We start from the raw sequence: 20,814 nt of genomic DNA on the forward strand, positions 1-20,814 counted from the left end.
GCGTTCCTCAGAGGTCGAACTTGATGCCCTGGGCCAGCGGCAGCGCGTCGGAATGGTTGATGGTGTTGGTCTGGCGGCGCATATAGGCCCTCCACGCATCCGAGCCGGATTCCCGGCCACCGCCGGTCTCCTTCTCGCCGCCGAAGGCGCCGCCGATCTCGGCGCCGGAGGTGCCGATGTTGACGTTGGCGATGCCGCAGTCGGAGCCCGCCGCCGACAGGAAGGCCTCGGCGCGCTTGAGGTTGGTGGTGAAGATCGCCGACGACAGGCCCTGCGGCACGTCGTTCTGCATGGCGATCGCGTCCTCGAGTTCGGCGTACTTCATCACGTACAGGATCGGCGCGAAGGTCTCGGTCTGAACCACCTCGGCGTCGTTGGCCAGGCCGGTGACGATGGTCGGCAGCACGAAGAAGCCCTTGCGGTCGGTCAGCGCGCGGCCGCCGGTCTCGACGGTGCCGCCGGCGGCCTTGGCCTTCTCGATCGCCGCCAGGTAGGCATCGACCGCGGACTGGCTGTTGAGCGGGCCCATCAGGTTGGCGGCGTCGGTGGGGTCGCCGATCTTCTTCTCGACCTGCGCGTAGCCGGCCTTGAGCTTGGCCAGCACGTCATCAAAGATGGATTCGTGGATGAAGGCGCGGCGCGTGGTGGTGCAGCGCTGGCCGGCGGTGCCGACGGCCCCGAACACGATCGCCGGGATCGCGAGCTTCAGGTCCGCGGTCTCGTCCACGATCATCGCGTTGTTGCCGCCGAGCTCCAGCAGCGAGCGGCCCATGCGGCGTGCGACGCGCTCGCCGACCTGGCGTCCGACCTTCGTCGAGCCGGTGAAGCTGACCAGGCCGATGCGGCGGTCGTCGACCATGCGCTCGGCGAGCGAGTTGTCGGTGTCGTTGAACAGGAAGAACAGGTCGGGGAAGCCGCCTTCGCGCAGCGCTTCGTTGCAGATGCGTACCGAGGCGATCGCCGACAGCGGGGTCTTGCCCGAGGGCTTCCAGATCGAGATGTCGCCGCAGACGGCGGCGATGAACGAGTTCCAGGCCCACACCGCCACCGGGAAGTTGAAGGCCGAGATGATCCCGACCAGGCCCAGCGGGTGCCACTGCTCGTACATGCGGTGGCCGGGGCGCTCGGAGTGCATGGTCAGGCCGTAGAGCTGGCGCGAGAGGCCGACGGCGAAGTCGCCGATGTCGATCATCTCCTGCACCTCGCCATCGCCTTCGGGCTTGGACTTGCCCATTTCCAGCGCGACCAGCGAACCCAGCAGGTCCTTGTTGGCGCGCAGGGCGTTCGCGCACAGGCGGATGGCTTCGCCGCGCAGCGGCGCCGGGGTGGTGCGCCAGGTCTTGAACGCCGCCTGGGCGCGCTCGACGATCTTCTCGTAGTCGGCTTCAGAGGCCGCGTGCACCTGGCCCAGCACTTCGCCGTCGGTCGGGTTGACCGGCTCCAGCACGCCGGCGTCGCGGGTCGACGACCACTCGCCGTTGCCGAGGTAGGTGCCGGATTCGCTGCCGGAAAGACCGAGGGCGGTGAGGACGGGATGGGTCATGCGGGACAACTCCTGGAAGTCTTGGCCGCGGCGGGAATGCCGCGCAGCTTGAAGGGGACAGCGGCCATGGCCGCGACGGATGCGTGGGATGCGGATGGCGACCCCGGCACGATTCGAACGTGCGACCTTCCCCTTAGGAGGGGGACGCTCTATCCAGCTGAGCTACGGGGCCCGATCCGGTGATTTTCGCATGGAGCCGAGACTTTCCCAACCTCGCGGGCTCGTGGCAGGCCTGGAAAGGAAAAGCCCCGGGAGCCAACGCGCCCGGGGCTTTTCCTGGATCTTGGTGGAGCCAGGGAGGATCGAACTCCCGACCTCGTCATTGCGAACGACGCGCTCTCCCAGCTGAGCTATGGCCCCAAGGGGACGCCATTCTATACGCGGGCTTCGGCGCTCGGCAATTCCTCCGCGCCGGCGGCGAGCAGCGGGGCCAGCACCGGTTCAAGCCGCGCGCGCCGCCAGTCGCCGAAGGCCGCCCAGTCGCCCTCGTCCATCAGGGCCTCGAGCTTCCTGCGCGAGGCCAGCACGCCGTCGGGCAGGCCGAGTTCGGCGCTTTGTGCGGCCACCACGTCCTGCAGGCGGCGCAGCATGCGCTTGTCGCGGTCGTCGCCGCGCACCGGCGGCGCCTCCGCCTCGTCCGCCAGGGGCGTGGACAGGGCCTGCCAGAGCTCGTCGGCCAGCTTGCGCGGGGCCTTGGGGTGGCGATCGAGCAGGGCCTTGAGCGCGGCCGGGTCGGCTGGGGGCGTGCGCGCGATGGTGGCGGCGAGTTCGTTGTCGAGGATCCAGCTGCGCGGGCGGTCGTGGTCGCGGGCCCAGGCGTCGCGCCAGCGAAGCAGGCGCAGCAGGCGGTGCTGGGCGGCGGTGTCGAAATACTGGGCGGCGCGGATGGCGAGGTGCGGCCAGCGCTCCAGGCCGTTGCCGCGGGCGTTGGCGACCATGCGCGCGCAGTCCTCGCGCAGCCAGTCCAGCCGGCCCAGTTCCATGAGCCGCGCCTGCAGGTGGTCGTGGAGTTCGAACAGGTGGCGCACGTCGTCGGCGGCGTAGGCAAGCTGGGCTTCGGACAGCGGGCGGCGCGACCAGTCCGAGCGCGTTTCGCCCTTGCCCAGCGACACGCCGGCAATGTCGGCCACCAGGCGCTGGTAGCCGGCGCCGGCCGCGATCCCCGCGATCGCCGCGGCGACCTGGGTGTCGAACAGGGGCGCAGGCACCGCGTCGCAGGCGTGCTGCAGCGCGATCAGGTCCTCGCCGGCGCTGTGCATCACCTTGGTGATGCCCTCGTCGAGCAGGATCCCGCGCAGCGCCTCGTTGACACCCTGGGCCTGGGTGTCGACCAGCAGGATCTCGTCGTGCACGGCGATCTGGGCCAGGGCCAGGTGCGGCCACCAGGTGCGTTCGCGGATGAATTCGGTATCCAGGCCGATGCGGGACGGGCGGGTTTCGAAGCGGGAGAGGAGGGCGCCGGGCTCGGCGATCCATTGGTAGTCGGGTTCCATCGGCGCCAGCCTACCGGCGGGCCGGCACCGGCGGCAATCGCGCCATGGCCTGGCCGCGGCTGCCCGGGCGCGCCCGCTTGCCGTACTCTTCAACGGTGACCGATCGCCGACCGCCCCTCCGGACCTCCACCTGGCCGCGCCGCGCAGCTGTCGCTGCCGCACTGGCGCTGCTGCTGGCCACAGGCTGCTCGCGCGAGGACGAGCCGGCGCCCGAGGCGGATACCGGGAGCGGGGAGCTCCGCGGCGACGGCAGCGTGACCATCAGCGGCGATGACCGCCTGGCCGGCAGCCTGACCTGGCGTGCGCCCCGGGTCGAACTGGGCGAGGGCGAGGACGCGCTGGCGGCGGCGCTGGCGCGCGCGGAACTGGCGCTCGAAGCGGGCGACCTGGATGCCGGCGCGGATTCGGCGATCCCCCTGTACCAGGCCGTGCTCGACCAGGAGCCCGACCACGCCGGCGCGCGCGAAGGGCTGGATCGCGCGTTCGCGCGCCTGCTGTCCCAGGGCCGCGAGGCGCTGGCCGACGCCGGCGATGACGATGCCGCGCTGCGCAGGGCGCGGGAGGTCGCGGCGGTGGCGCGCAGCCTGCGCCCGGGCGACGAAGCCGTGGGCGAGTACCTGGCGGGCGTCGACCGCGCCGACGAAATGGCGGAGATAAACCGCGCCGCCGAGAAGGAATTGAGGGAAGGTCGCCTGGGCGAGTCCGGCGGCGGCGCGCTGGCGCAAGTGCGTCGGGCGCTGGCGATCGACGAGGCGCAGCCCCGCGCCCTGCAGATCCGGGCCGCGATCGAGAGCGCGATGATCCGGCGCGCGGAGGACGCCGCCGCCAAGGGCGGGTTCGAGGACGCCGGCACCTGGCTCGACCACGCCGAAGGCGTGCGCGACGGCGTGGAGACCGTGGCCGACGCTCGCTCCCGCTTGGACACCGAGCGTCGTCGCTGGATCCTGCGCCTGCGCGACGAGGGCATCGCGGCGCTGCCCGGGGCCGACGGCATCGAGCGCGCGCGCAGCGTGCTGGCGCGGATGCTGGTGCTCGCCGAGCCCGGCAACGCCGCGGTGATCGAGCTGCGCGAGCGCATCGACCTGGCCGTGCATTACGGCGCCTTCCGCCCGGGGCAGCGATTCACCGATGCCGCCGCCGGTGGCCGCGGGCCGCAGATGGTGGTGGTGCCGCACGGCGGCTTCGGCATGGGCGCCGTCGATGGCGACCGCGATGCCGACGACAACGAGCGCCCGCGCCGCAACCTGCGCTTCGACCGCGGCTTCGCGCTGTCGCTCAACGAGATCACGGTCGGCGAGTTCCGCCGCTTCGTCGAAGCGACCGGCTACCGCTCGCGCGCCGAGCGCCGCAGCTTTTCCATGGCCTACGACGAGCGCAGCGGCAACTTCGTCCGCCGCAGCAACGTCGACTGGCGCTCGGACTTCAGCGGCGCACCGGCGGCGGCCAACCTGCCGGTGGTCCACGTCAGCGCGCGCGACGCCCAGGCCTACGTCGACTGGCTGGCCGAGGTCAGCGGCGAGCGCTACCGCCTGCCCAGCGAGGCCGAGTTCGAATACGCCCTGCGCGCCGGCGGCCAGGGCCGCTACCCCTGGGGCGACGGCGAGCCGCCCGAGCGCGCCGGCAACCTCACCGGCGGCAAGGACCGCTCGCCCGGCGGCCGCGGCTGGAGCAACGCCTTCGCCGACTACGACGACGGCCACTGGGGTCCGGCGCCGGTGGGCAGCTTCACGCCGAATGCATTCGGCCTGCACGATCTTGAGGGCAACGTCAGCGAATGGGTCGCCGACTGCTGGCACGACAGCTACCGGCGTGCACCGGATTCCGGGACGGCCTGGGTCAATCCTGGTTGCCGCATGCAGGTGGTGCGAGGCGGTGCCTGGGCCAGCTCGCCGCCGCAGACGCGCAGCTCCTGGCGGGCGCCGTCGCCGGTGGACAATACCAACGCCCGCGTCGGCTTCCGGGTCGCACGCGACATCTGAAACCAGGCAGGACACAGGCATGAGACAGGATCCCTTCGGGCGTCAGCGGCAGCAGCAGGCGGCGCCCCGGCGCGGCTTCAATCCGAGGATCCTGATCCTCATCGCCTTCATCGCCTACGGCGCGTACTACTACTTCTCCAACCAGACCCTGGATCCGGTGACCGGCGAGAAGGTGCTGATCGACCGCTCGCTGTCGGTCGAGGACGAGAAGGCCCTGGGCCTGCAGGCCTACGAGGAAATCCTGTCGACCGAGCGGCCGGTGGACCCGAACACCCCGATCGCGCGCGAGGTGCGCGAGATCGCGCGCCGGCTGATCGCCAAGGTGCCCGAGGTCGAGGCGGCGCTGGCGGCCGAGAACGGGCAGCAGGCCAGCGGCTTTTCCTCCACCTTCGACTGGGACGTCAACGTGATCCAGTCCGACCAGGCCAACGCCTTCTGCCTGCCCGGCGGCAAGATGGCGGTCTACACCGGCCTGGTGCCGGTGGCGCAGAACGAGCACGCGATGGCGGTGGTGATGGGCCACGAGATCGCCCACGCCCTGCTGCGCCACGGCGCCCAGCGCATGGCGCAGCAGAAGCTGTCGCAGGTGGGGCAGATGGCCGGCGCCATGAGCGGCATGGATCCGCAGCAGCAGCAGATGGTGATGGCGGCGATGGGCTATGGCTACCTGCTGCCCTACGCGCGAAAGCACGAGACCGAAGCCGACTACGTAGGCCTGATGCTGGCCGCCGCGGCCTGCTACGACCCGCGCGAATCGGTGCCGCTGTGGGAGCGCATGACCGAAGCCAGTGGCGGCCAGTCACCGCCGGAATTCCAGTCCACCCACCCCAACCCCGGCACCCGCATCCAGAACCTGCAGTCCCTGCTGCCCAAGGCCATGGAATACCGCGAACGCTTCTGCGCTGAAGGCGCCCTGTAGCGGCCGCGGCTGCGACTTCTGAAAAGCAATTTTTGCCACGGATTTACGCGGATTACGCGGATCTGGCTTAGGCAAGCCACAGGCCCGCCGGCTCATGCATGGCTTGTCCGCAACCCACTTGGGTGAAAAGCCCTGTGCAGCGCGCAGCGCTCGCACTTGCCTCAGCCAGATCCGCGTAATCCGCGTAAATCCGTGGCAAAAAGCTCTTGAGCTTCTGGAGCCGTGGGATTACCTGCGCTTGCCGCCAGCGGTGCCGCGGGGCTTTTCGGGGGCGGCGGGCGGGTTGGTGGTGGAGGCCAGGTTGCGCTGGAACTCCTGCCACATGGCCATGTTGCGCTCGGTCAGCTGGGTCATCATCGACCAGGGGGTCTGGCCCATCATGTTGTCCATCTGCTGGCGGAACTGCTGCTGCTGTTCCAGGAAGGCGTGCATCGAGCGCTCCAGGTAGGAGCCCATGAAGCCCTGCAGCGAGTCGCCGTAGAAGCGGATGATCTGGCTCAGGAGTTCGGTCGACAGGATCGGCTGGCCGTCCTGCTCCTGCTCGGAAATGATCTGCAGCAGCACCTGGCGGGTGAGGTCCTCGCCGCTCTTGGCGTCGCGGACTTCGAAATCCTCGCCGTCGACGATCAACTGGCGCACGTCCTCGATCGTGATGTAGCTCGAGATCTCGGTGTCGTACAGGCGGCGGTTGGGGTACTTCTTGATGACACGGATGGCCATGCTGCGGTGCTCGAATTCCTGACCCACCGCAGCATGACGCAGCGCAACAGCGCTTGCAACCGGCCCCGCGAGGGGGCCAGGGGAGTTACCAGCCCATGTACTGGCCGCCGTTCGCGGCCAGGTTGGCGCCGGTGATCCAGGCGGCCTCGTCGGCCAGGAAGAAGGCCACGGCGTAGGCGATCTCGTCGGGCTCGCCCAGGCGCCCGGTGGGGATCTGGGCGACGATCTTCTCGCGCACCGCTTCAGGGACCGCCATCACCATGTCGGTGCCGATATAGCCGGGCGAGACCGTATTCACCGTGATCCCGAGCTTCGCGTTCTCCTGCGCCAGCGAGATGGTGAAGCCGTGCATGCCGGCCTTGGCGGCGGCGTAGTTGGCCTGCCCGTACTGGCCCTTCTGGCCGTTGATCGAGCTGATCTGCACGATCCGGCCCCACTTGCGCTCGCGCATGCCGTCGATCACCGGGCGGGTGACGTTGTAGCAGGCGTTGAGGTTGGTGGTGATGACGTCGGTCCACTGCTGCGGCGTCATCTTGTGGAAGGTGGAGTCGCGGGTGATGCCGGCGTTGTTGACCAGGATCTCGACCGGGCCCAGGGCCTCCTCGACCTTGCGCACCATCGCCTCGGCTTCATCCGGCGACGACACGTCGCCGGGGACGAGGGTGAACTCGAAACCTTCCGCGCGCATCGCCTTCTCCCAGGCGCGCGCCTTCTCCTCATTGCGATAGTTGGTCGCGACCTTGTGGCCAGCCTTGGCCAGGCGCTTGCAGATGGCGGTGCCGATGCCGCCGGTTCCCCCGGTAACCAACGCAACCCTTGACGTCATGTCGTCGCTCCAGATGCCGGACGCGGCGTGCGTCCGCTCGCAATCGATTCTAGGCACCTTGTGTTGCGGCGGCATTGTGCAGTGCGGTGGCAGGCAGCGGTCCGCGCGGGATGCGCCGCGGATCGAAGCCGCGCACGGCGGCGTCGAGCAGCGCGGGCAATGCCGCCTGCGCGGGCAACACGCGCGGATCCTGGCCGAGCGCCACCCAGGCCATGCGCAGGGCGGGCAGGGGGTCGGTATCGTCCACGGGCAGCGAGGCACGCGACTTCGACAGCTTGCGGCCGTCTCCGTCCAGCACCAGGGGCAGGTGCAGGTAGCGTGGCCGCGGCAGGCCGAGCGCGCGCTGCAGCAGCAGCTGGCGTGGGGTCGAATCGAGCAGGTCGGCGCCGCGCACGACCCCGGTGATGCCCTGGTCGGCATCGTCCACGACCACGGCGAGCTGGTAGGCCCAGTAGCCGTCGGCGCGGCGCAGCACGAAGTCGCCGACCTCGCGTGCGATGTCCTGGGCGACGTGGCCGTGGACGGCATCGTCGAAGACCTCGCGGCAGCCATCAGGCACGCGCAGGCGCATCGCTGGATCGGGCCGCCGCGCCCCCGGGCGGCAGGTGCGGTGGATGCCGCCGGTGGCGGCGACGTCGGCGCGGCTGCAGTGGCATTCGAAGGCCAGCCCGGCATCGAGCAGCTTCTGCAGCGCGGCCGCGTACAGGTCCCCGCGACGCGACTGCCATTCCACCGGGCCGTCGTGGTCGAGGCCAAGGGCGGCCAGGCTGCGCAGCTGGGCCTGCGCCGCGCCGGGCACTTCGCGGCTACGGTCGACGTCCTCGACGCGGATCCGCCACTCGCCGCCGGCGCTGCGCGCGCACAGCCAGCTGCCGAAGGCCGCGACCAGGGAGCCGAAATGCAGGGGGCCGGTGGGCGAGGGCGCGAAGCGGCCGCGGACGGGCGCGGCCGCCGGGGCGGTGGGCGCGACGGGCGGTGCCGCGGGAGGCATGGGAGGGCTCATGTCGTCATCTTGAATTCAAGGCCTTCCGGGCACACTTCCGTATCCAGTACCCGTGAACCTGCAGGAACCCGTTGCCATGCTCAAGCGCGTCGTCCTCTTCCTCGCCACCAACCTGGCGGTGCTGGCCCTGCTCAGCATCATCATGGCGGTGTTCGGCATCAACCCGCAGTCGATGGGTGGCCTGCTGGTGATGGCGGCGCTGTTCGGCTTCGGCGGCTCGCTGATCTCGCTGCTGTCCTCGAAGTGGGTGGCCAAGCGTGCCGCCGGACTGCACGTGATCGAAAAGCCGAACAGCGATGTCGAGCGCTGGCTGGTCGACACCGTCGCCCGCCAGGCGCAGGCGGCCGGCATCGGCATGCCCGAGGTGGCGATCTACGATGCGCCGGAAATCAACGCCTTCGCCACCGGCGCCAACCGCAACAACGCCCTGGTGGCGGTGTCCACCGGCCTGCTGCGCGCGATGGACCACGACGAGGCCGAGGCCGTGCTCGCGCACGAGGTCAGCCACGTCGCCAATGGCGACATGGTCACCATGGCCCTGCTGCAGGGCGTGCTCAACACCTTCGTGATCGTGCTCGCGCGCCTGGTCGGGCGCGTGGTCGACGGCTACCTCAGCGGCGGCCGCGACAACGGCGGTGGCGGACTGGCCTATTTCGCCATCGTGTTCGTGCTGGACATGGTCTTCGGGCTGTTCGCGAGCATGATCGCGATGTGGTTCTCGCGCCACCGCGAGTTCCGTGCCGACGCCGGTGGTGCCGCGCTCGCGGGCCGGGAAAAGATGATCGCCGCGCTCAAGCGCCTGTCGCTCAACCAGGGCCAGAACACCCTGCCCAAGCAGGTCGCCGCCTTCGGCATCAGCGGTGCCATGGGCCACGGCCTGCGTCGCCTGCTGCTCAGCCATCCGCCGCTGGAGGAGCGCATCCGTGCGCTCGAGGCCGGTAGCGTCGACGGCGAGGCCGCGCTGCACCAGGGCCTGCTGGCCTGAGCGGAAGGCGGTGACGATGGCCGGCGGCGCGATCCGCGCCGCCGCGCCGCTCAGTCGAAGTCGTAGCCCATGTCCGGCCCCGAGGGGGCCAGGAAGTTGCCGGACACGTAGTCCACGCCGGTGCCGAACAGCACCGACATGGTCGCGGCGTCGGACACGAAGTCGGCCATGGTCTGGATGCCCAGTTCGCGGGCCTTGCCCGCCATCTCGCGCACCCGCTCCTGGTTTTCGGCGTTGCCGGTGAGGTCTTCGATGAAGCCGGGGTCGATCTTCAGCATGTTCGGCTTCAGGTGCGCCAGCAGCTGGAACGAGTCGAGTCCGGCGCCGAAGTTCTCCAGCGCGATGCGCGAGTCCTGGCGCGCGATCGCCGCGGCGAATTCCTGCGCGGCCTTGAGGTGGGTGAAGACCTTGGCCTCGGCCAGCTGCACCACCAGGTATTCGCCAGGCACGCCGTGCTCGAGCAGCTGCTCGCCGATGTAGCGCGGCAGGCTGTCGTCGGCCAGCGAGGCCTGGCTGACCTTGACCAGCAGGGTGGTGGGCTTGCTGGCGCGGATGCGCTCGCCGATCACCGCGATCGCGCGGCCCACCACGTAGCGGTCGATCTCCCACAGCAAGCCATGCTCCTCGGCGATCTGCAGGAAGCTCAGCGGCTTGATCAGTTCGCCATCGGCGCCCTTCAGGCGCAGGAAGGCCTCGTAGACTGCGCCGGTGTCGCCCTGCAGGCTGATCACCGGCTGGTAGTGGAGCAGGAAGCCTTCGTTGTCCAGGGCGTCGCGCAGGCGCGCGACCCAGGCCTGGATGTGTTCGACCTCGGCGCGGTCCACCGCGCTGGGATCGAACAGCTCGAAGCGGTTGCCGCCGGTGCCGCTGGCCGACGCCATGCCCTCGGTCGCCTTGGCCAGCACCTGGCTGACGCTGGCGATCTTCTCGCCGACCTGGACCGCGCCGATGCTGGCGGTGATCACGCTCGAGCGCGAGCCGATCTCGAACAGCTCGGCGGAGAATGCCTCGAGCACGCGGTTGGCCATGGCCTCGGTGCCCGCGTGGTCGGTGTTGCGCACCAGCAGGGCCAGGGTGTGGTCGCCGAAGCGCGCCGCGACCGCGTTGTGGCCCTCGGCAACGGCGGTGAGCCGGGCTGCGGCCGAGGCCAGCAGGTCGTCGGCCGAATCCAGGCCGATGTCGGCCAGCAGATGATGGTAATGGTCAGGCTCGAGCAGCAGCAGACCGTGCTGGGCATTGCCCTGGGCGGAGGCGTCGACCGCGTCCTCGAGCGCGTGCAGGAAGGTGGCGCGGTTGTACAGGCCGGTGGCCTGGTCGCGCTGGCGCAGCTCCTCGATCTCGTGGGCCAGCTCGGGATCGAGCTCCTGGCGGCGGATCACCACCTGGACGCAGGGTTCGCCCTCGTACTGGGCCTGGACGAACTCCATCGCCGCGGGGAAGACGTTGCCGTCGATGTCGCGCGCCTGCAGCTCGTAGCGCGGCGGCGGCGCCTCGCCCTGGGCGAGGGACTTGAGCAGCTGGCGGAAGTCTTCGACGTGCTGCGGCGCGACCATGTCCAGCAGCGACATGCCCTCGATGTCCTCGAAATCGTCGTAGCCGAACATTTCCAGGTAGGCCTGGTTGGCGCGGATGTGCATGCCCTCGTGGACATAGGCGATGGGGTCGCGCGAGGAGTCGATCAGGGCGTCGCAGCGGCGCTCGGTCTCGCGCAGCCGCGCTTCCAGCCGACGCTGCGCGCGACGTGCCTCGAGGTCGGCCCAGGCGTTGCGGATGACGGTGAGCAGCAGGGAGGCCGGTTCGCGCAGGGTCAGGGCGCGGGCACCCATGGCCATCGCCTCGACGTAGGCCGCCTGATCGATGGCGTCGGCCAGGGCCACCACGGGCATGTCCTTGCCGGTCGCGGACACCTGTTGCAGCACGGACGCCAGGGGCAGCGCCGCGGAATCGTGCTGCGCGACCACCACGTCCACCGGCTGCGCGGCCACCATGGCCGCCAGCTCGTCCTCCGAGGCCGGCCGCAGCGGGCGTACCGCGATGCCCGCGTTGCGCAGGGTGCTGACGATGGCTTCCGCGGCTTCGCGGCTGTCGTCGACGATCATCAGTCGCAGGGCGGCTTCCTGGGTTTTCGACATGGGTTTCTCCGTGGAAGCGGCGTTATGCCATGCGGCGACGCGTGGCGTCCACGCTGCAGGCCCGTTATCCGGGCGTGGGGTGGCAAAGGCAGCGACTGCGGTCACAGTGCGCGTTTGGAGGTGTCGCCGGCGATCTCGCGAACCAGGCGTGGAACAAGGTAGCCGGGCAGGCGCGCGACCAGCGCGGCGTGCAGGGCGCGGGCGCGCCCGTCGCCGACTTCGAAATGCGCGGTGCCGGCGACGCGGTCAAGCTGGTGCAGGTAGTAGGGCAGCACGCCGGCCTCGAAGCCGCGCTCGCAGAGATCGGCCAGGGCATCGACCGAGTCGTTGACCCCGGCCAGCAGCACCGCCTGGTTGAGCAGGCTCGCACCGGCGCCGCGCAGGGCGGCCATGGCGGCATCGACGGTGGCATCGAATTCGTTGGCGTGGTTGGCGTGCACCACCACCGCCACCGGCCAGGGCAGGCCGCGCAGCCAGGCCAGCAGCTCCTCGTCCACGCGCTCGGGCAGGACCACCGGCAGGCGGCTGTGGATGCGCAGCCGGCGGATATGCGGAACCTCGCGCAGCAGGCCGGTCAGCTCGGCCAGCTTGCGGGTGGCCAGCGACAGCGGGTCGCCGCCGGACAGGATCACCTCGGTGATGCCGGGGTCGGCGGCGATCGCGGCCACGGCCTCGGCCCAGCCGCCGGCGGCCGCGCTCTCATCGGCATAGGGGAAATGGCGGCGGAAGCAGTAGCGGCAGTTGATCGCGCAGCTGCCGGTGGCCACCAGCAGGGCGCGGCCGGCGTATTTATGGATGACGCCGCGGGCCTTCTTCGCGGCGGCGTCGCCCACGGCGTCCAGGCCGAAGCCGGGCACCGTGCGCAGCTCGTCCACCCGCGGCAGGACCTGGCGCAGCAGGGGGTCGTCGGGGTCGCCGTGGCGCATCCGGGCCACGAAGCCCCGGGGCACGCGCAGGGCGAAGGCATCCAGGGCCGCGGCGGGCACGGCGGCGGCCTCGTGGGCCAGCCCGACCAGTTCCAGCAGCTCCCGCGGCTCGCGCACGGAGGCGCGCCAGGCCTGCTGCCAGCCGCGTGGCTGCATGGAAAGGGGGGCTGCGGGTATCATTTCCCGCACATTCTAGCCGCTCGCGCGGCCCAACCCCTGCAGGAGCACGCATGGCCAGCTACGGCATGAACGACGTCAAGAACGGGATGAAGATCCTCGTCAACGCGGAACCCGCGATCATCACCGATACCGAGTACGTCAAGCCGGGCAAGGGCCAGGCGTTCACCCGCGTGAAGTACCGCCTGATCAAGTCGGGCCGCGTGCAGGAAGTCACCATGAAGTCGACCGACTCGGTGGAAGCCGCCGACGTCGTCGACACCGACATGCAATACCTCTACGCCGACGGCGAGTACTGGCACTTCATGAACCCGGAGAGCTTCGAGCAGGTCCAGGCCGACAAGGCCGGCATGGGCGGTGCCGAGAAGTGGCTCAAGGGCGAGGAGGACTGCGTGGTCACCCTGTGGAACGGCACCCCGATACAGGTCACCCCGCCGAACTTCGTCGAACTGAAGATCACCGAGACCGATCCCGGCGTCCGTGGCGACACCTCGGGCGGCGGCGGCAAGCCGGCCACGCTCGAGACCGGCGCAGTGGTGCGCGTGCCGCTGTTCGTCAACCAGGACGAGATCATCAAGGTCGACACCCGCTCCGGCGAGTACGTCAGCCGGGTGAAGTGATGACGGTCGAGGCGGCCGCGCGCGAGGCCTGCGACCTGCTGGTCGAGGCCGGGCATGTCGTTCCGGTCGAGCCGCACGGCGTGGTCCTGGAGGATCACGCCGTCGCCGTGCGCGATGGCGCCATCGTCGCGCTGCTCCCGCGGGCAGAGGCGCGCGCGCGCTTCGCCCCGGCCGAGGTGGTGTCGCGGCCAGACGGCGTGCTGCTGCCGGGCTTCGTCAACGCCCACACCCACAACCCCATGACCCTGATGCGCGGCATCGCCGACGACCTGCCGCTCAAGGTCTGGCTGCAGCAGCACATCTGGCCGATCGAGGCCGCGGTGATCGGGCCGGCCTTCGTCGAGGAAGGCGTCACCCTGGCGATCGCCGAGATGCTGCGCGGCGGCACCACCTGCTGCAACGAGAACTACTTCTTCCCCGACGTGCAGGCGGCCGTCTACAAACGCCACGGCTTCCGCGCCCGCGTCGGGCTGCCGGTGATCGACTTCCCGACCGCCTGGGCCGCCGGCGACGACGAATACTTCGACAAGGCGGGCGCCGTCCACGACCAGTGGCGCAAAGATCCGCTGATCGCCATGGCCTTCGCGCCGCACGCGCCGTACACGGTCAACGACGCCAACTTCGAGCGCGTGCGCATGCTGGCCGACCAGCTGGACGTGCCGGTGCACCTGCACCTGCACGAGACCGCGCAGGAGGTCGAGCAGTCGCTGAAGGAGCACGGCCAGCGCCCGATCGCGCGCCTGGATCGCCTGGGCCTGGTCAACGACCGCCTGATCGCCGTGCACATGACCCAGCTGACCGAGGCCGAGATCCACCTCTGCGCCGAGCGCGGGGTGAGCGTGGTGCACTGCCCGGAGTCGAACCTGAAGCTGGCCTCCGGCTTCTGCCCGGCCTGCGCCCTGGAGCGCGCGGGCGTGAACCTCGCCATCGGCACCGACGGCTGCGCCAGCAACAACGACCTCGACATGGTCGGCGAGACGCGTACCGCGGCGCTGCTGGCCAAGGCCGTGGCCCGGGACGCCGCCGGCTTCGACGCGTTCACGGCGCTGCGCGCGGCGACCCTGGGCGGCGCGAAGGCGATCGGTTTCGACGACCGGATCGGCTCGCTGGAGCCGGGCAAGCAGGCCGACATGGCCTGCATCGACCTCGGCGACCTGGAGACCCAGCCGCTGCACCACGTGGTCTCGCAGCTGGTCTATGCCGCCGGCCGCCACCAGGTCAGCGATGTCTGGATCGCGGGTGCGGTGAAGCTGCGCGAGCGCGAGCTGGTCGACATCGATCCCACCGCCCTGGTCGCCAACGCCCGCCAATGGCGCACGCGCATGGCCGGCATCCGCACCGGCGCCTGAGGCGCCGGCGCCCACCCGAAACTTTCGAGCCGTCGCCATGAGCACTTCCTCCCCCGGGGCCAACTTCCGCCAGTCCGAACTCGACAAGTTCGCCGAGCTGGCCAACCGCTGGTGGGATCCGGAGGGTCCGCAGAAGCCGCTGCACGCGCTCAACCCGGTGCGCCTGGGCTACGTGGCCGCGCGGCGGCCGCTGGCCGGTGCCCGCGTGCTGGATGTGGGCTGCGGCGGCGGGCTGCTGAGCGAGGCGATGGCGCAGGCCGGCGCCGAAGTCACTGCGATCGACCTCGCCGGTGACCTGGTCAAGGTGGCGCGCCTGCATGCGCTGGAATCCGCCGTGAAGATCGATTACCGCGTGCAGGCCGTCGAAGCACTGGCTGCCGAAGCACCTGCCAGCTTCGATGTGGTCACCTGCATGGAGATGCTCGAGCACGTGCCCGATCCCGGCGCGATCATCGGCGCCTGCGCGGCGCTGCTGAAGCCGGGCGGCAAGCTGTTCGTGTCCACGCTCAACCGCACGCCGGCCGCGTTCGCGCTGGCCATCGTCGGTGCCGAGTACGTGGCGCGACTGCTGCCGCGCGGCACCCACCAGTACCGCGACTTCATCCGCCCCTCCGAGCTTGCCGCCTGGCTGCGCGACGCCGGGCTGGAACTCGACGACGTCGCCGGCCTGGCCTACGAGCCCTGGGCCAACCGCGCGCGGCTGTCGTCGCGCACCGACATCAACTACCTGGCCTCGGCAACGAAGCCGGGCGCGGCGTGAGCGGCCCGGATTCCGCGGCTGGGCGCGCGGGCGGGTCAGTGGGTGCGGCCGGCATGCGCAGCGGGTGCTTCCCGCGCTGCGTCCTGTTCGACCTAGACGGCACCCTGCTCGACAGCGCGCCGGACATGGCCGCCACCGTGAACCGCATGCGCGCCGCGCGCGGTGCGCCGCCGATGCCGCTGGCCGAACTGCGCCCGCACGTGTCCAAGGGCGCGCGCGCGATGAGCGCGGCGGCGTTCCCGGAGCTGGGTGGCGAGGTGCCGGCAGAGATGATCCAGGAGTTTCTCGCCGTCTATGGCGAGGAACTGGGCCGCCACGGCAATGCCTTCGACGGCATCGAGGCCATGTTGTCGGCGCTGGAGGCCGACGGCGCGCGCTGGGGCATCGTCACCAACAAGCCGGAGTACCTTGCGCGAAACCTGATGTCGTCGCTGGGCTGGGAGCAGCGCAGCGGCGTCCTGATCGGCGGCGACACTCTGGCCGAGCGCAAGCCGCACCCGCTGCCGCTGCTGCATGCGGCCGAAGCGATGGGCTTCGCGGTCGCCGACTGCGTCTACGTCGGCGACGACGAGCGCGACATCCTCGCCGCGCGTGCCGCCGGCATGCGCTCCCTGGTCGCGCTCTGGGGCTACCGCCTGCAGCACGACGACCCGCTCACCTGGCAGGCCGACGCGATGGCCGCAACGCCCGCCGACCTGCTCGACCCGGACGCCTGGCCGTGAGCATGGACATCGATGTCCGCGACGATGCCGCCAGCTTCGTCGCCAAATGGCGCGCGCGCTGGCCGGAGTGGGAGTTCGGCATGGTCTTCGTGCCGGCGGCCAGCAGGCCGCGGGTCGAAGCCTGGCTGACCCTGCTGCAGGAGCTGACCGATGCCGCCTGGGGCGGCGCCGATCCGACGCCCGGCCTGGCCAAGCTCGCCTGGTGGCAGGAGGAACTGGTCGGCTGGTCGAAGGGTGCGCGCCGCCATCCGCTGGGAGCGCTGTTGCAGCCGGTCGCGGCGCCCTGGCAGGCACTGGGCCGGGCGCTGCCGGACCTGCGCGCGCTGCGCGGTGGCGAAGGGGAGACCGGTCCGGGCACCGGCGCAGCCGCGGGCCAGGCCTTCGCCGCGGCGGTGGCCGACTGCGAAGCGGTGCTGTTCGACGGCCGTGACGTCGACATGGATGCCCGTGCCGCCGTGCTGGCCAGCCTGCTGGGGGAGCGGGCGCTGCTGCGGGCCGCGTCGATGGATGCGATCGAGGGCGTCGATGACGCATCGGTGGCGACACATCCGGGCAGCGCGCCGCGGGGCATCCAGGCCGCCCTGGTCACGGCGCGGCTGCAGCGGCCGCAGCGGCCCCTGCGCCCGCTGGGCGCGCTGTTCACCGCCTGGCGAGGGGCCCGTTCCGTGGCCTGAGCCGGGAACGACACGCACCGTTGCGCGGGGCCGGCATCGCGACCCGGTAGAATTGCGAGTCGTTCCCGTTTGCAGGCTTTCGCGTGACTTCTTCCAACCCGCCCCCGGTGCTGCCGGACGTCGCCTACGACCGCGCCGCCGCCGCCCGTCCGCTCGACTGGGTCGGCATGCGCCGCATCGCGCTGCCGCTGCTGGTCGCCGGCGACGGCGGCCAGCCGCAGCGGGTGCCGGCCTCGGCGGACATCGGCGTGGACCTGGCGAGCGCGGAAACCCGCGGCATCCACATGTCGCGCCTCTACCTGCTGGTGCAGGACGCGCTGTCCACGAAGCCGCTGACGGCCGCGGTGCTGCGCGACCTGCTGCGCGAATGCATCGACTCGCAGTCGGGCCTGGCCACCACCGCGCGCCTGACGCTGCGTTGGGAGCAGTTGCTCAAGCGCCGCGCGCTGGCCAGCGACAACGCCGGTTGGAAGTCGTACCCGGTCGAAGTCGACGCCACCCTGTCGCCTGCCGGCGTGGAAATCGTGCTCTCCTTCGGCATCGATTACTCCAGCACCTGCCCGGCCTCGGCGGCGCTCTCGCGCAAGGCCATCGCCGACCGCTTCGAGACCGACTTCGCCAATGACGACGCGCCGTCGAAGATCGACGTGCACGAGTGGCTGTCTTCCCCCCGCGGCCTGGCCGCGACCCCGCACGCCCAGCGCAGCCGCGCCGACGTGCGCGTGACCCTGCGCGAAGGCGTCGACGCCCTGCCGCTGCTGGAACTGGTCGACGCCATCGAAGCCGCCCTCGGCACCCCGGTGCAGACCGCCGTCAAGCGCGAGGACGAACAGGCCTTCGCCCGCGCCAACGCGGACAACCTCATGTTCTGCGAAGACGCCGCCCGCCGCGTCGCCGCCGTCGCCTCCACCAGCCCGCACGTCGCCCGCTTCGACGCCACCGTCTCCCACTTCGAAAGCCTCCACGCGCATGACGCCGTGGCTCGCGTTTCCGGCACGGTTGGGGGCTGAGGCGGAAGCTTTTTTGCCACGGATGACGCGGATGGACGCGGATTTACGCGGATAGAGCGAAAGGGCAGAAAAAGCCAAGAGCTTTTTTGCCACGGATTTGCGCGGATTACGCGGATCAGGGCGAGGCCAGCGCCAACACCGCGCCCTGCACCCATTTCTTTTCTTTGGAAGGGCTGTTCGCTACATCCTTGCCTCGGTCAGATCCGCGTAATCCGCGCAAATCCGTGGCAAAGAAAGCTTTTTCCCTGCCCTTTGCTTTTGCTTTATCCGTGTAAATCCGCGCCCATCCGCGTAAATCCGTGGCAAATCCTTTGCTTTTACGGCCGCTCCAGCACCAGCAAAGGATCAACGCGCACGTCGAACCAGTTCATGCCCCAGTGCAGGTGGGGGCCGGTGGCGCGGCCGGTGGCGCCTACGGCGGCGAAGGCATGGCCCTGTTCGACGCGGTCGCCGACCTTCACGTCGATGCGCGAGAGGTGCAGGAAGTTGGAGCTGACGCCGTGGCCGTGGTCGATCACCACGGTGCCGCCGGTGAGGTAGAGGCCGGGGTCGGCGAAGGTCACGATGCCGGCGGCCGGGGCCTTCACCGCGGTGCCGTTGGGGGCAGCGATGTCCATGCCGGAGTGGCCGGCACCGGGCTTGCCGTTGTAGATGCGGCCGCTGCCGAAGCGGCCGCTGATGCGACCTTCGACCGGGCGGATGAAGCGCTGGGCGAAATCGGCGCGGTCGTCGTCGCGCTTGCGGGCCTCGGTCACGCGCGCCTGCTCGCGGCGGATGCGCTCGGCGATCGCCGGCGGCGGCTCGACGGTCTTCGGCGGCACGCCGTCGACGCGCTCCATCGGCCAGTCGCGCGGATCGACCTGGATGCGGGTGTCGGCGCGGCTGCCATCGGGGCGGGTGACCGCCACCTGCAGCGGCCCGGTGGCGTCGCGGCCGACGCCGAACACCACGGTGCCGTAGGCGGTGCTGCGCAGCTCGCGACCGCCGTACTCGACGCGGCTGCCCGGTGGCACCTTGCCCAGCACCAGCGCGCCCTGCTGCACGCGCTCGGGAAAGACCACGCGCGCATCGGCGGCGGCATCGGCGGCGGCCAAGGCAGGAGCCGCCTGCGCGATGGCGAGCGCCCAGGGCAGGGTGGACAGCAGGCCGACCAGGATGGCAGCGGCGGGCGTCATGCCTTGCACTCCGCCGCGCCGCGGGCGATCACCGCGCGCAGCCTCATCGCGCGAACTCCAGGCGACGGCCGGCGGCTTCACCCACGATCCTGGCGCCGTCCCAGGCCAGTTCGCCGTTGACCCAGGTAGAGGCGATGCGCGAGCGGAAGGTGGTGCCTTCGAACGGCGACCAGGCGCACTTCGACAGCACGTCTTCGCGCATGACGGTGAACGGGGTGTCCTCGACCAGCACCAGGTCGGCCCAGTAGCCCTCGCGCAGGAAGCCGCGCTCCTTCACGTCGAACAGCTGAGCCGGTGCGTGCGCGAACTTCTGCACCACGCGCGCGGTGTCGAAACGGCCCTCGTGCACGCACTCCAGCGCCGCGACCAGGGCGTACTGCACCAGCGGCAGCCCGCTGGGGGCACGGGTGTAGGGCGCCTGCTTCTCCTCCCAGGTGTGCGGCGCGTGGTCGGTGGCCAGCACGTCGATCACGTCGTCGGCCAGCGCGCGCAGCAGTGCCTCGCGGTCGCCGGCGTCCTTGATCGCGGGATTGCACTTGATCTGGTGGCCCAGGCGCGCGTAGTCGGCGCGGTCGAAGCGCAGGAAGTGGATGCAGGTCTCGGCGGTGATGCGCTTGCGCAGCTTCCCCGCCGCGTCCACCAGCGGGCCAGCCTCGAACAGGGTCAGTTCGTCGGCGGTGGAGATGTGCAGCACGTGCAGACGGGTGCCGTGGCGGCGCGCCAGCTCCAGCGCCAGGCGTGTGGACTTGATGCAGGCCTCGCGCGAACGGATGTCGGGGTGCAGCTCCGCGGGAATGTCGTCGCCGTACTGCGCGCGGGCGGCCGACAGCGCCGCGTCGATCATCGGCGTGTCCTCGCAGTGGGTGATGATCGGCACCGGGGTGTCGCGGAAGATGCCGTCCAGGGTCTCCGGGTTGTCGACCAGCATGTTGCCGGTGGATGCGCCCATGAACACCTTCAGGCCCGGGGTGGCGCGCGGGTCGATCGCGCGCACGGCCTCCAGGTTGTCGTTGCTGGCACCCATGTAGAAGCCGTGGTTGGCGCGGGCACGGCCGGCGGCGCGGGCGTACTTGTCCTCCAGCGCTGCGGCGTCGAGCGTCGGCGGGCTGGTGTTGGGCATGTCCATGAAGCTGGTCAGGCCGCCGGCCACGGCCGCGGCGGACTCGGTGGCCATGTCGGCCTTGTACTCCATGCCCGGTTCGCGGAAGTGCACCTGGTCGTCGATCATGCCCGGCAGCAGGCGGCGGCCGGCGGCGTCGACCACGGTCTCGCCGGCGCGCGGCGACAGGCTGCTGCCGATGGCATCGATGCGGCCATCGCGCACGCGCAGGTCGGCGTCGAATTCGCGGCCTTCGTTCACCAGGCGCGCGTTGAGGATGAGGGTGTCGGTCATGGTGGGGGTGGTCCGTCGTCGCGGGGCGGCACCGGGTCGAAGCCGCCGGGATGGAGGGGGTGGCAGCGCCCGACGCGCCTGGCCGCCAGCCAGCTTCCGCGCAGGGCGCCGTGGGTCGCGATCGCCTGCATGGCGTACTCGGAGCAGGTGGGCACGAAGCGGCAGCGCGGGCCGAGCAGGGGGCTGAGCCAGCGTTTGTAGCCCCGGAGCAGCGCGATGAGCAGTCGGTCGATCAAGCGTTCGATCTGGGGGCGGCGGCGGAGGGGGTGGTGGCGCGGCGTGCCGCGGTTGCCGCTGCAGTCAGGGCAGGGTATAACACCCCGCTTTCCCGTCCAAGCGACGGGAGTGTGGCGCCGGCCACAAGCACGCCCCCCAGGGGCGCTCCCGGTGGCCGGAAAACGTCAGTCG

General features: G+C 70.8%; 19 protein-coding genes and 2 tRNA genes. 9 read left to right on the top strand and 12 right to left on the bottom strand.

Translation table 11 applies throughout. The annotated features are described in order from the left end of the window. Positions 1 to 7: 7 nt before the first annotated feature. The 4 genes from amaB to rnd form a co-directional block, all read right to left on the bottom strand. Positions 8 to 1,543, bottom strand: a complete 1,536-nt coding sequence (gene amaB, locus E2170_RS12235; RefSeq protein ID WP_133000899.1) for an L-piperidine-6-carboxylate dehydrogenase — start codon at positions 1,541 to 1,543, stop codon at positions 8 to 10. Between the two features lie 95 nt (positions 1,544 to 1,638). After that, positions 1,639 to 1,715: transfer RNA gene (locus E2170_RS12240), tRNA-Arg, on the bottom strand. A gap of 112 nt (positions 1,716 to 1,827) precedes the next feature. Then, a tRNA-Ala gene (locus tag E2170_RS12245) sits at positions 1,828 to 1,903 on the bottom strand. Positions 1,904 to 1,917: 14 nt separating this feature from the next. Continuing rightward, positions 1,918 to 3,036 (bottom strand): ribonuclease D, encoded by a 1,119-nt coding sequence (rnd, locus tag E2170_RS12250; RefSeq protein WP_133000900.1) that lies wholly within the window; start codon positions 3,034 to 3,036, stop codon positions 1,918 to 1,920. A 95-nt stretch (positions 3,037 to 3,131) separates the two neighbouring features. Here rnd and E2170_RS12255 point away from each other — a divergent pair, with 95 nt between their 5' ends. Together E2170_RS12255 and E2170_RS12260 are read left to right on the top strand one after the other, a co-directional pair. After that, on the top strand, positions 3,132 to 5,015 hold the full coding sequence (locus tag E2170_RS12255; protein WP_243708160.1) for a formylglycine-generating enzyme family protein: 1,884 nt from the start codon (positions 3,132 to 3,134) through the stop codon (positions 5,013 to 5,015). 19 nt (positions 5,016 to 5,034) lie between these two features. Further along, on the top strand, positions 5,035 to 5,934 hold the full coding sequence (locus E2170_RS12260) for a M48 family metallopeptidase (RefSeq protein ID WP_133000902.1): 900 nt from the start codon (positions 5,035 to 5,037) through the stop codon (positions 5,932 to 5,934). Between the two features lie 228 nt (positions 5,935 to 6,162). Here E2170_RS12260 and phaR read toward each other — a convergent pair whose 3' ends face one another. The 3 genes from phaR to gluQRS all read right to left on the bottom strand — a co-directional run bounded on the left by phaR (position 6,163) and on the right by gluQRS (position 8,471). Beyond that, positions 6,163 to 6,654 carry a polyhydroxyalkanoate synthesis repressor PhaR gene (gene phaR, locus E2170_RS12265; RefSeq protein WP_133000903.1) on the bottom strand — a complete coding sequence of 164 codons (492 nt, stop codon included), beginning with the start codon at positions 6,652 to 6,654 and terminating at the stop codon, positions 6,163 to 6,165. Positions 6,655 to 6,739: 85 nt separating this feature from the next. Then, complete coding sequence (gene phbB / locus E2170_RS12270; RefSeq protein ID WP_133000904.1) at positions 6,740 to 7,480, bottom strand: acetoacetyl-CoA reductase; 741 nt, start codon at positions 7,478 to 7,480, stop codon at positions 6,740 to 6,742. Between the two features lie 49 nt (positions 7,481 to 7,529). Further along, a complete protein-coding gene (gluQRS, locus tag E2170_RS12275) occupies positions 7,530 to 8,471 on the bottom strand; it encodes a tRNA glutamyl-Q(34) synthetase GluQRS (protein ID WP_133001198.1) in 942 nt (313 codons plus the stop codon). 88 nt (positions 8,472 to 8,559) lie between these two features. Here gluQRS and htpX point away from each other — a divergent pair, with 88 nt between their 5' ends. Further along, positions 8,560 to 9,468: a protease HtpX gene (htpX, locus tag E2170_RS12280; RefSeq protein WP_133000905.1), complete on the top strand. Its 909-nt coding sequence runs from the start codon at positions 8,560 to 8,562 to the stop codon at positions 9,466 to 9,468. Between the two features lie 50 nt (positions 9,469 to 9,518). Here the strand turns inward: htpX and E2170_RS12285 are convergent, their stop codons facing one another. Both E2170_RS12285 and epmB read right to left on the bottom strand, forming a co-directional pair. Next, positions 9,519 to 11,600, bottom strand: a complete 2,082-nt coding sequence (locus E2170_RS12285) for an EAL domain-containing response regulator (RefSeq protein ID WP_133000906.1) — start codon at positions 11,598 to 11,600, stop codon at positions 9,519 to 9,521. A gap of 101 nt (positions 11,601 to 11,701) precedes the next feature. Continuing rightward, positions 11,702 to 12,706, bottom strand: a complete 1,005-nt coding sequence (gene epmB / locus E2170_RS12290; protein WP_133000907.1) for an EF-P beta-lysylation protein EpmB — start codon at positions 12,704 to 12,706, stop codon at positions 11,702 to 11,704. A gap of 50 nt (positions 12,707 to 12,756) precedes the next feature. Between epmB and efp the strand changes: the two genes are divergently transcribed. From efp to folE2, 6 genes are all read left to right on the top strand, one after another. Continuing rightward, a complete protein-coding gene (gene efp / locus E2170_RS12295; RefSeq protein ID WP_133000908.1) occupies positions 12,757 to 13,323 on the top strand; it encodes an elongation factor P in 567 nt (188 codons plus the stop codon). Next, complete coding sequence (locus E2170_RS12300; RefSeq protein WP_133000909.1) at positions 13,323 to 14,672, top strand: TRZ/ATZ family hydrolase; 1,350 nt, start codon at positions 13,323 to 13,325, stop codon at positions 14,670 to 14,672. The genes efp and E2170_RS12300 overlap by 1 nt, the downstream gene beginning before the upstream one ends. Before the next feature lie 37 nt (positions 14,673 to 14,709). Further along, positions 14,710 to 15,432 (top strand): bifunctional 2-polyprenyl-6-hydroxyphenol methylase/3-demethylubiquinol 3-O-methyltransferase UbiG, encoded by a 723-nt coding sequence (ubiG, locus tag E2170_RS12305; protein WP_133000910.1) that lies wholly within the window; start codon positions 14,710 to 14,712, stop codon positions 15,430 to 15,432. Positions 15,433 to 15,485: 53 nt separating this feature from the next. Beyond that, the gene (gene gph, locus E2170_RS12310; protein WP_133000911.1) at positions 15,486 to 16,154 is read left to right on the top strand and encodes a phosphoglycolate phosphatase; all 669 of its coding nucleotides are present in this window, start codon (positions 15,486 to 15,488) and stop codon (positions 16,152 to 16,154) included. Further along, on the top strand, positions 16,151 to 16,828 hold the full coding sequence (locus tag E2170_RS12315) for an isoprenoid biosynthesis enzyme family protein (protein ID WP_133000912.1): 678 nt from the start codon (positions 16,151 to 16,153) through the stop codon (positions 16,826 to 16,828). The genes gph and E2170_RS12315 overlap by 4 nt, the downstream gene beginning before the upstream one ends. A gap of 83 nt (positions 16,829 to 16,911) precedes the next feature. Then, positions 16,912 to 17,838: a GTP cyclohydrolase FolE2 gene (folE2, locus tag E2170_RS12320; protein WP_133000913.1), complete on the top strand. Its 927-nt coding sequence runs from the start codon at positions 16,912 to 16,914 to the stop codon at positions 17,836 to 17,838. 317 nt (positions 17,839 to 18,155) lie between these two features. On the opposite strand, the gene E2170_RS12325 is transcribed toward folE2, so the two are convergent. The 3 genes from E2170_RS12325 to yidD are packed head-to-tail and all read right to left on the bottom strand — an operon-like array spanning position 18,156 to position 20,642. After that, positions 18,156 to 19,013, bottom strand: a complete 858-nt coding sequence (locus E2170_RS12325; RefSeq protein ID WP_133000914.1) for a M23 family metallopeptidase — start codon at positions 19,011 to 19,013, stop codon at positions 18,156 to 18,158. Between the two features lie 43 nt (positions 19,014 to 19,056). Beyond that, a complete protein-coding gene (locus E2170_RS12330) occupies positions 19,057 to 20,406 on the bottom strand; it encodes a dihydroorotase (RefSeq protein ID WP_133000915.1) in 1,350 nt (449 codons plus the stop codon). Beyond that, positions 20,403 to 20,642 carry a membrane protein insertion efficiency factor YidD gene (yidD, locus tag E2170_RS12335; RefSeq protein ID WP_133000916.1) on the bottom strand — a complete coding sequence of 80 codons (240 nt, stop codon included), beginning with the start codon at positions 20,640 to 20,642 and terminating at the stop codon, positions 20,403 to 20,405. Before yidD ends, E2170_RS12330 begins: the two co-directional genes overlap by 4 nt. Positions 20,643 to 20,814 lie beyond the last annotated feature (172 nt).

Source organism: Luteimonas arsenica (assembly GCF_004352825.1).
GTDB classification, from domain to species: Bacteria; Pseudomonadota; Gammaproteobacteria; order Xanthomonadales; family Xanthomonadaceae; genus Luteimonas; species Luteimonas arsenica.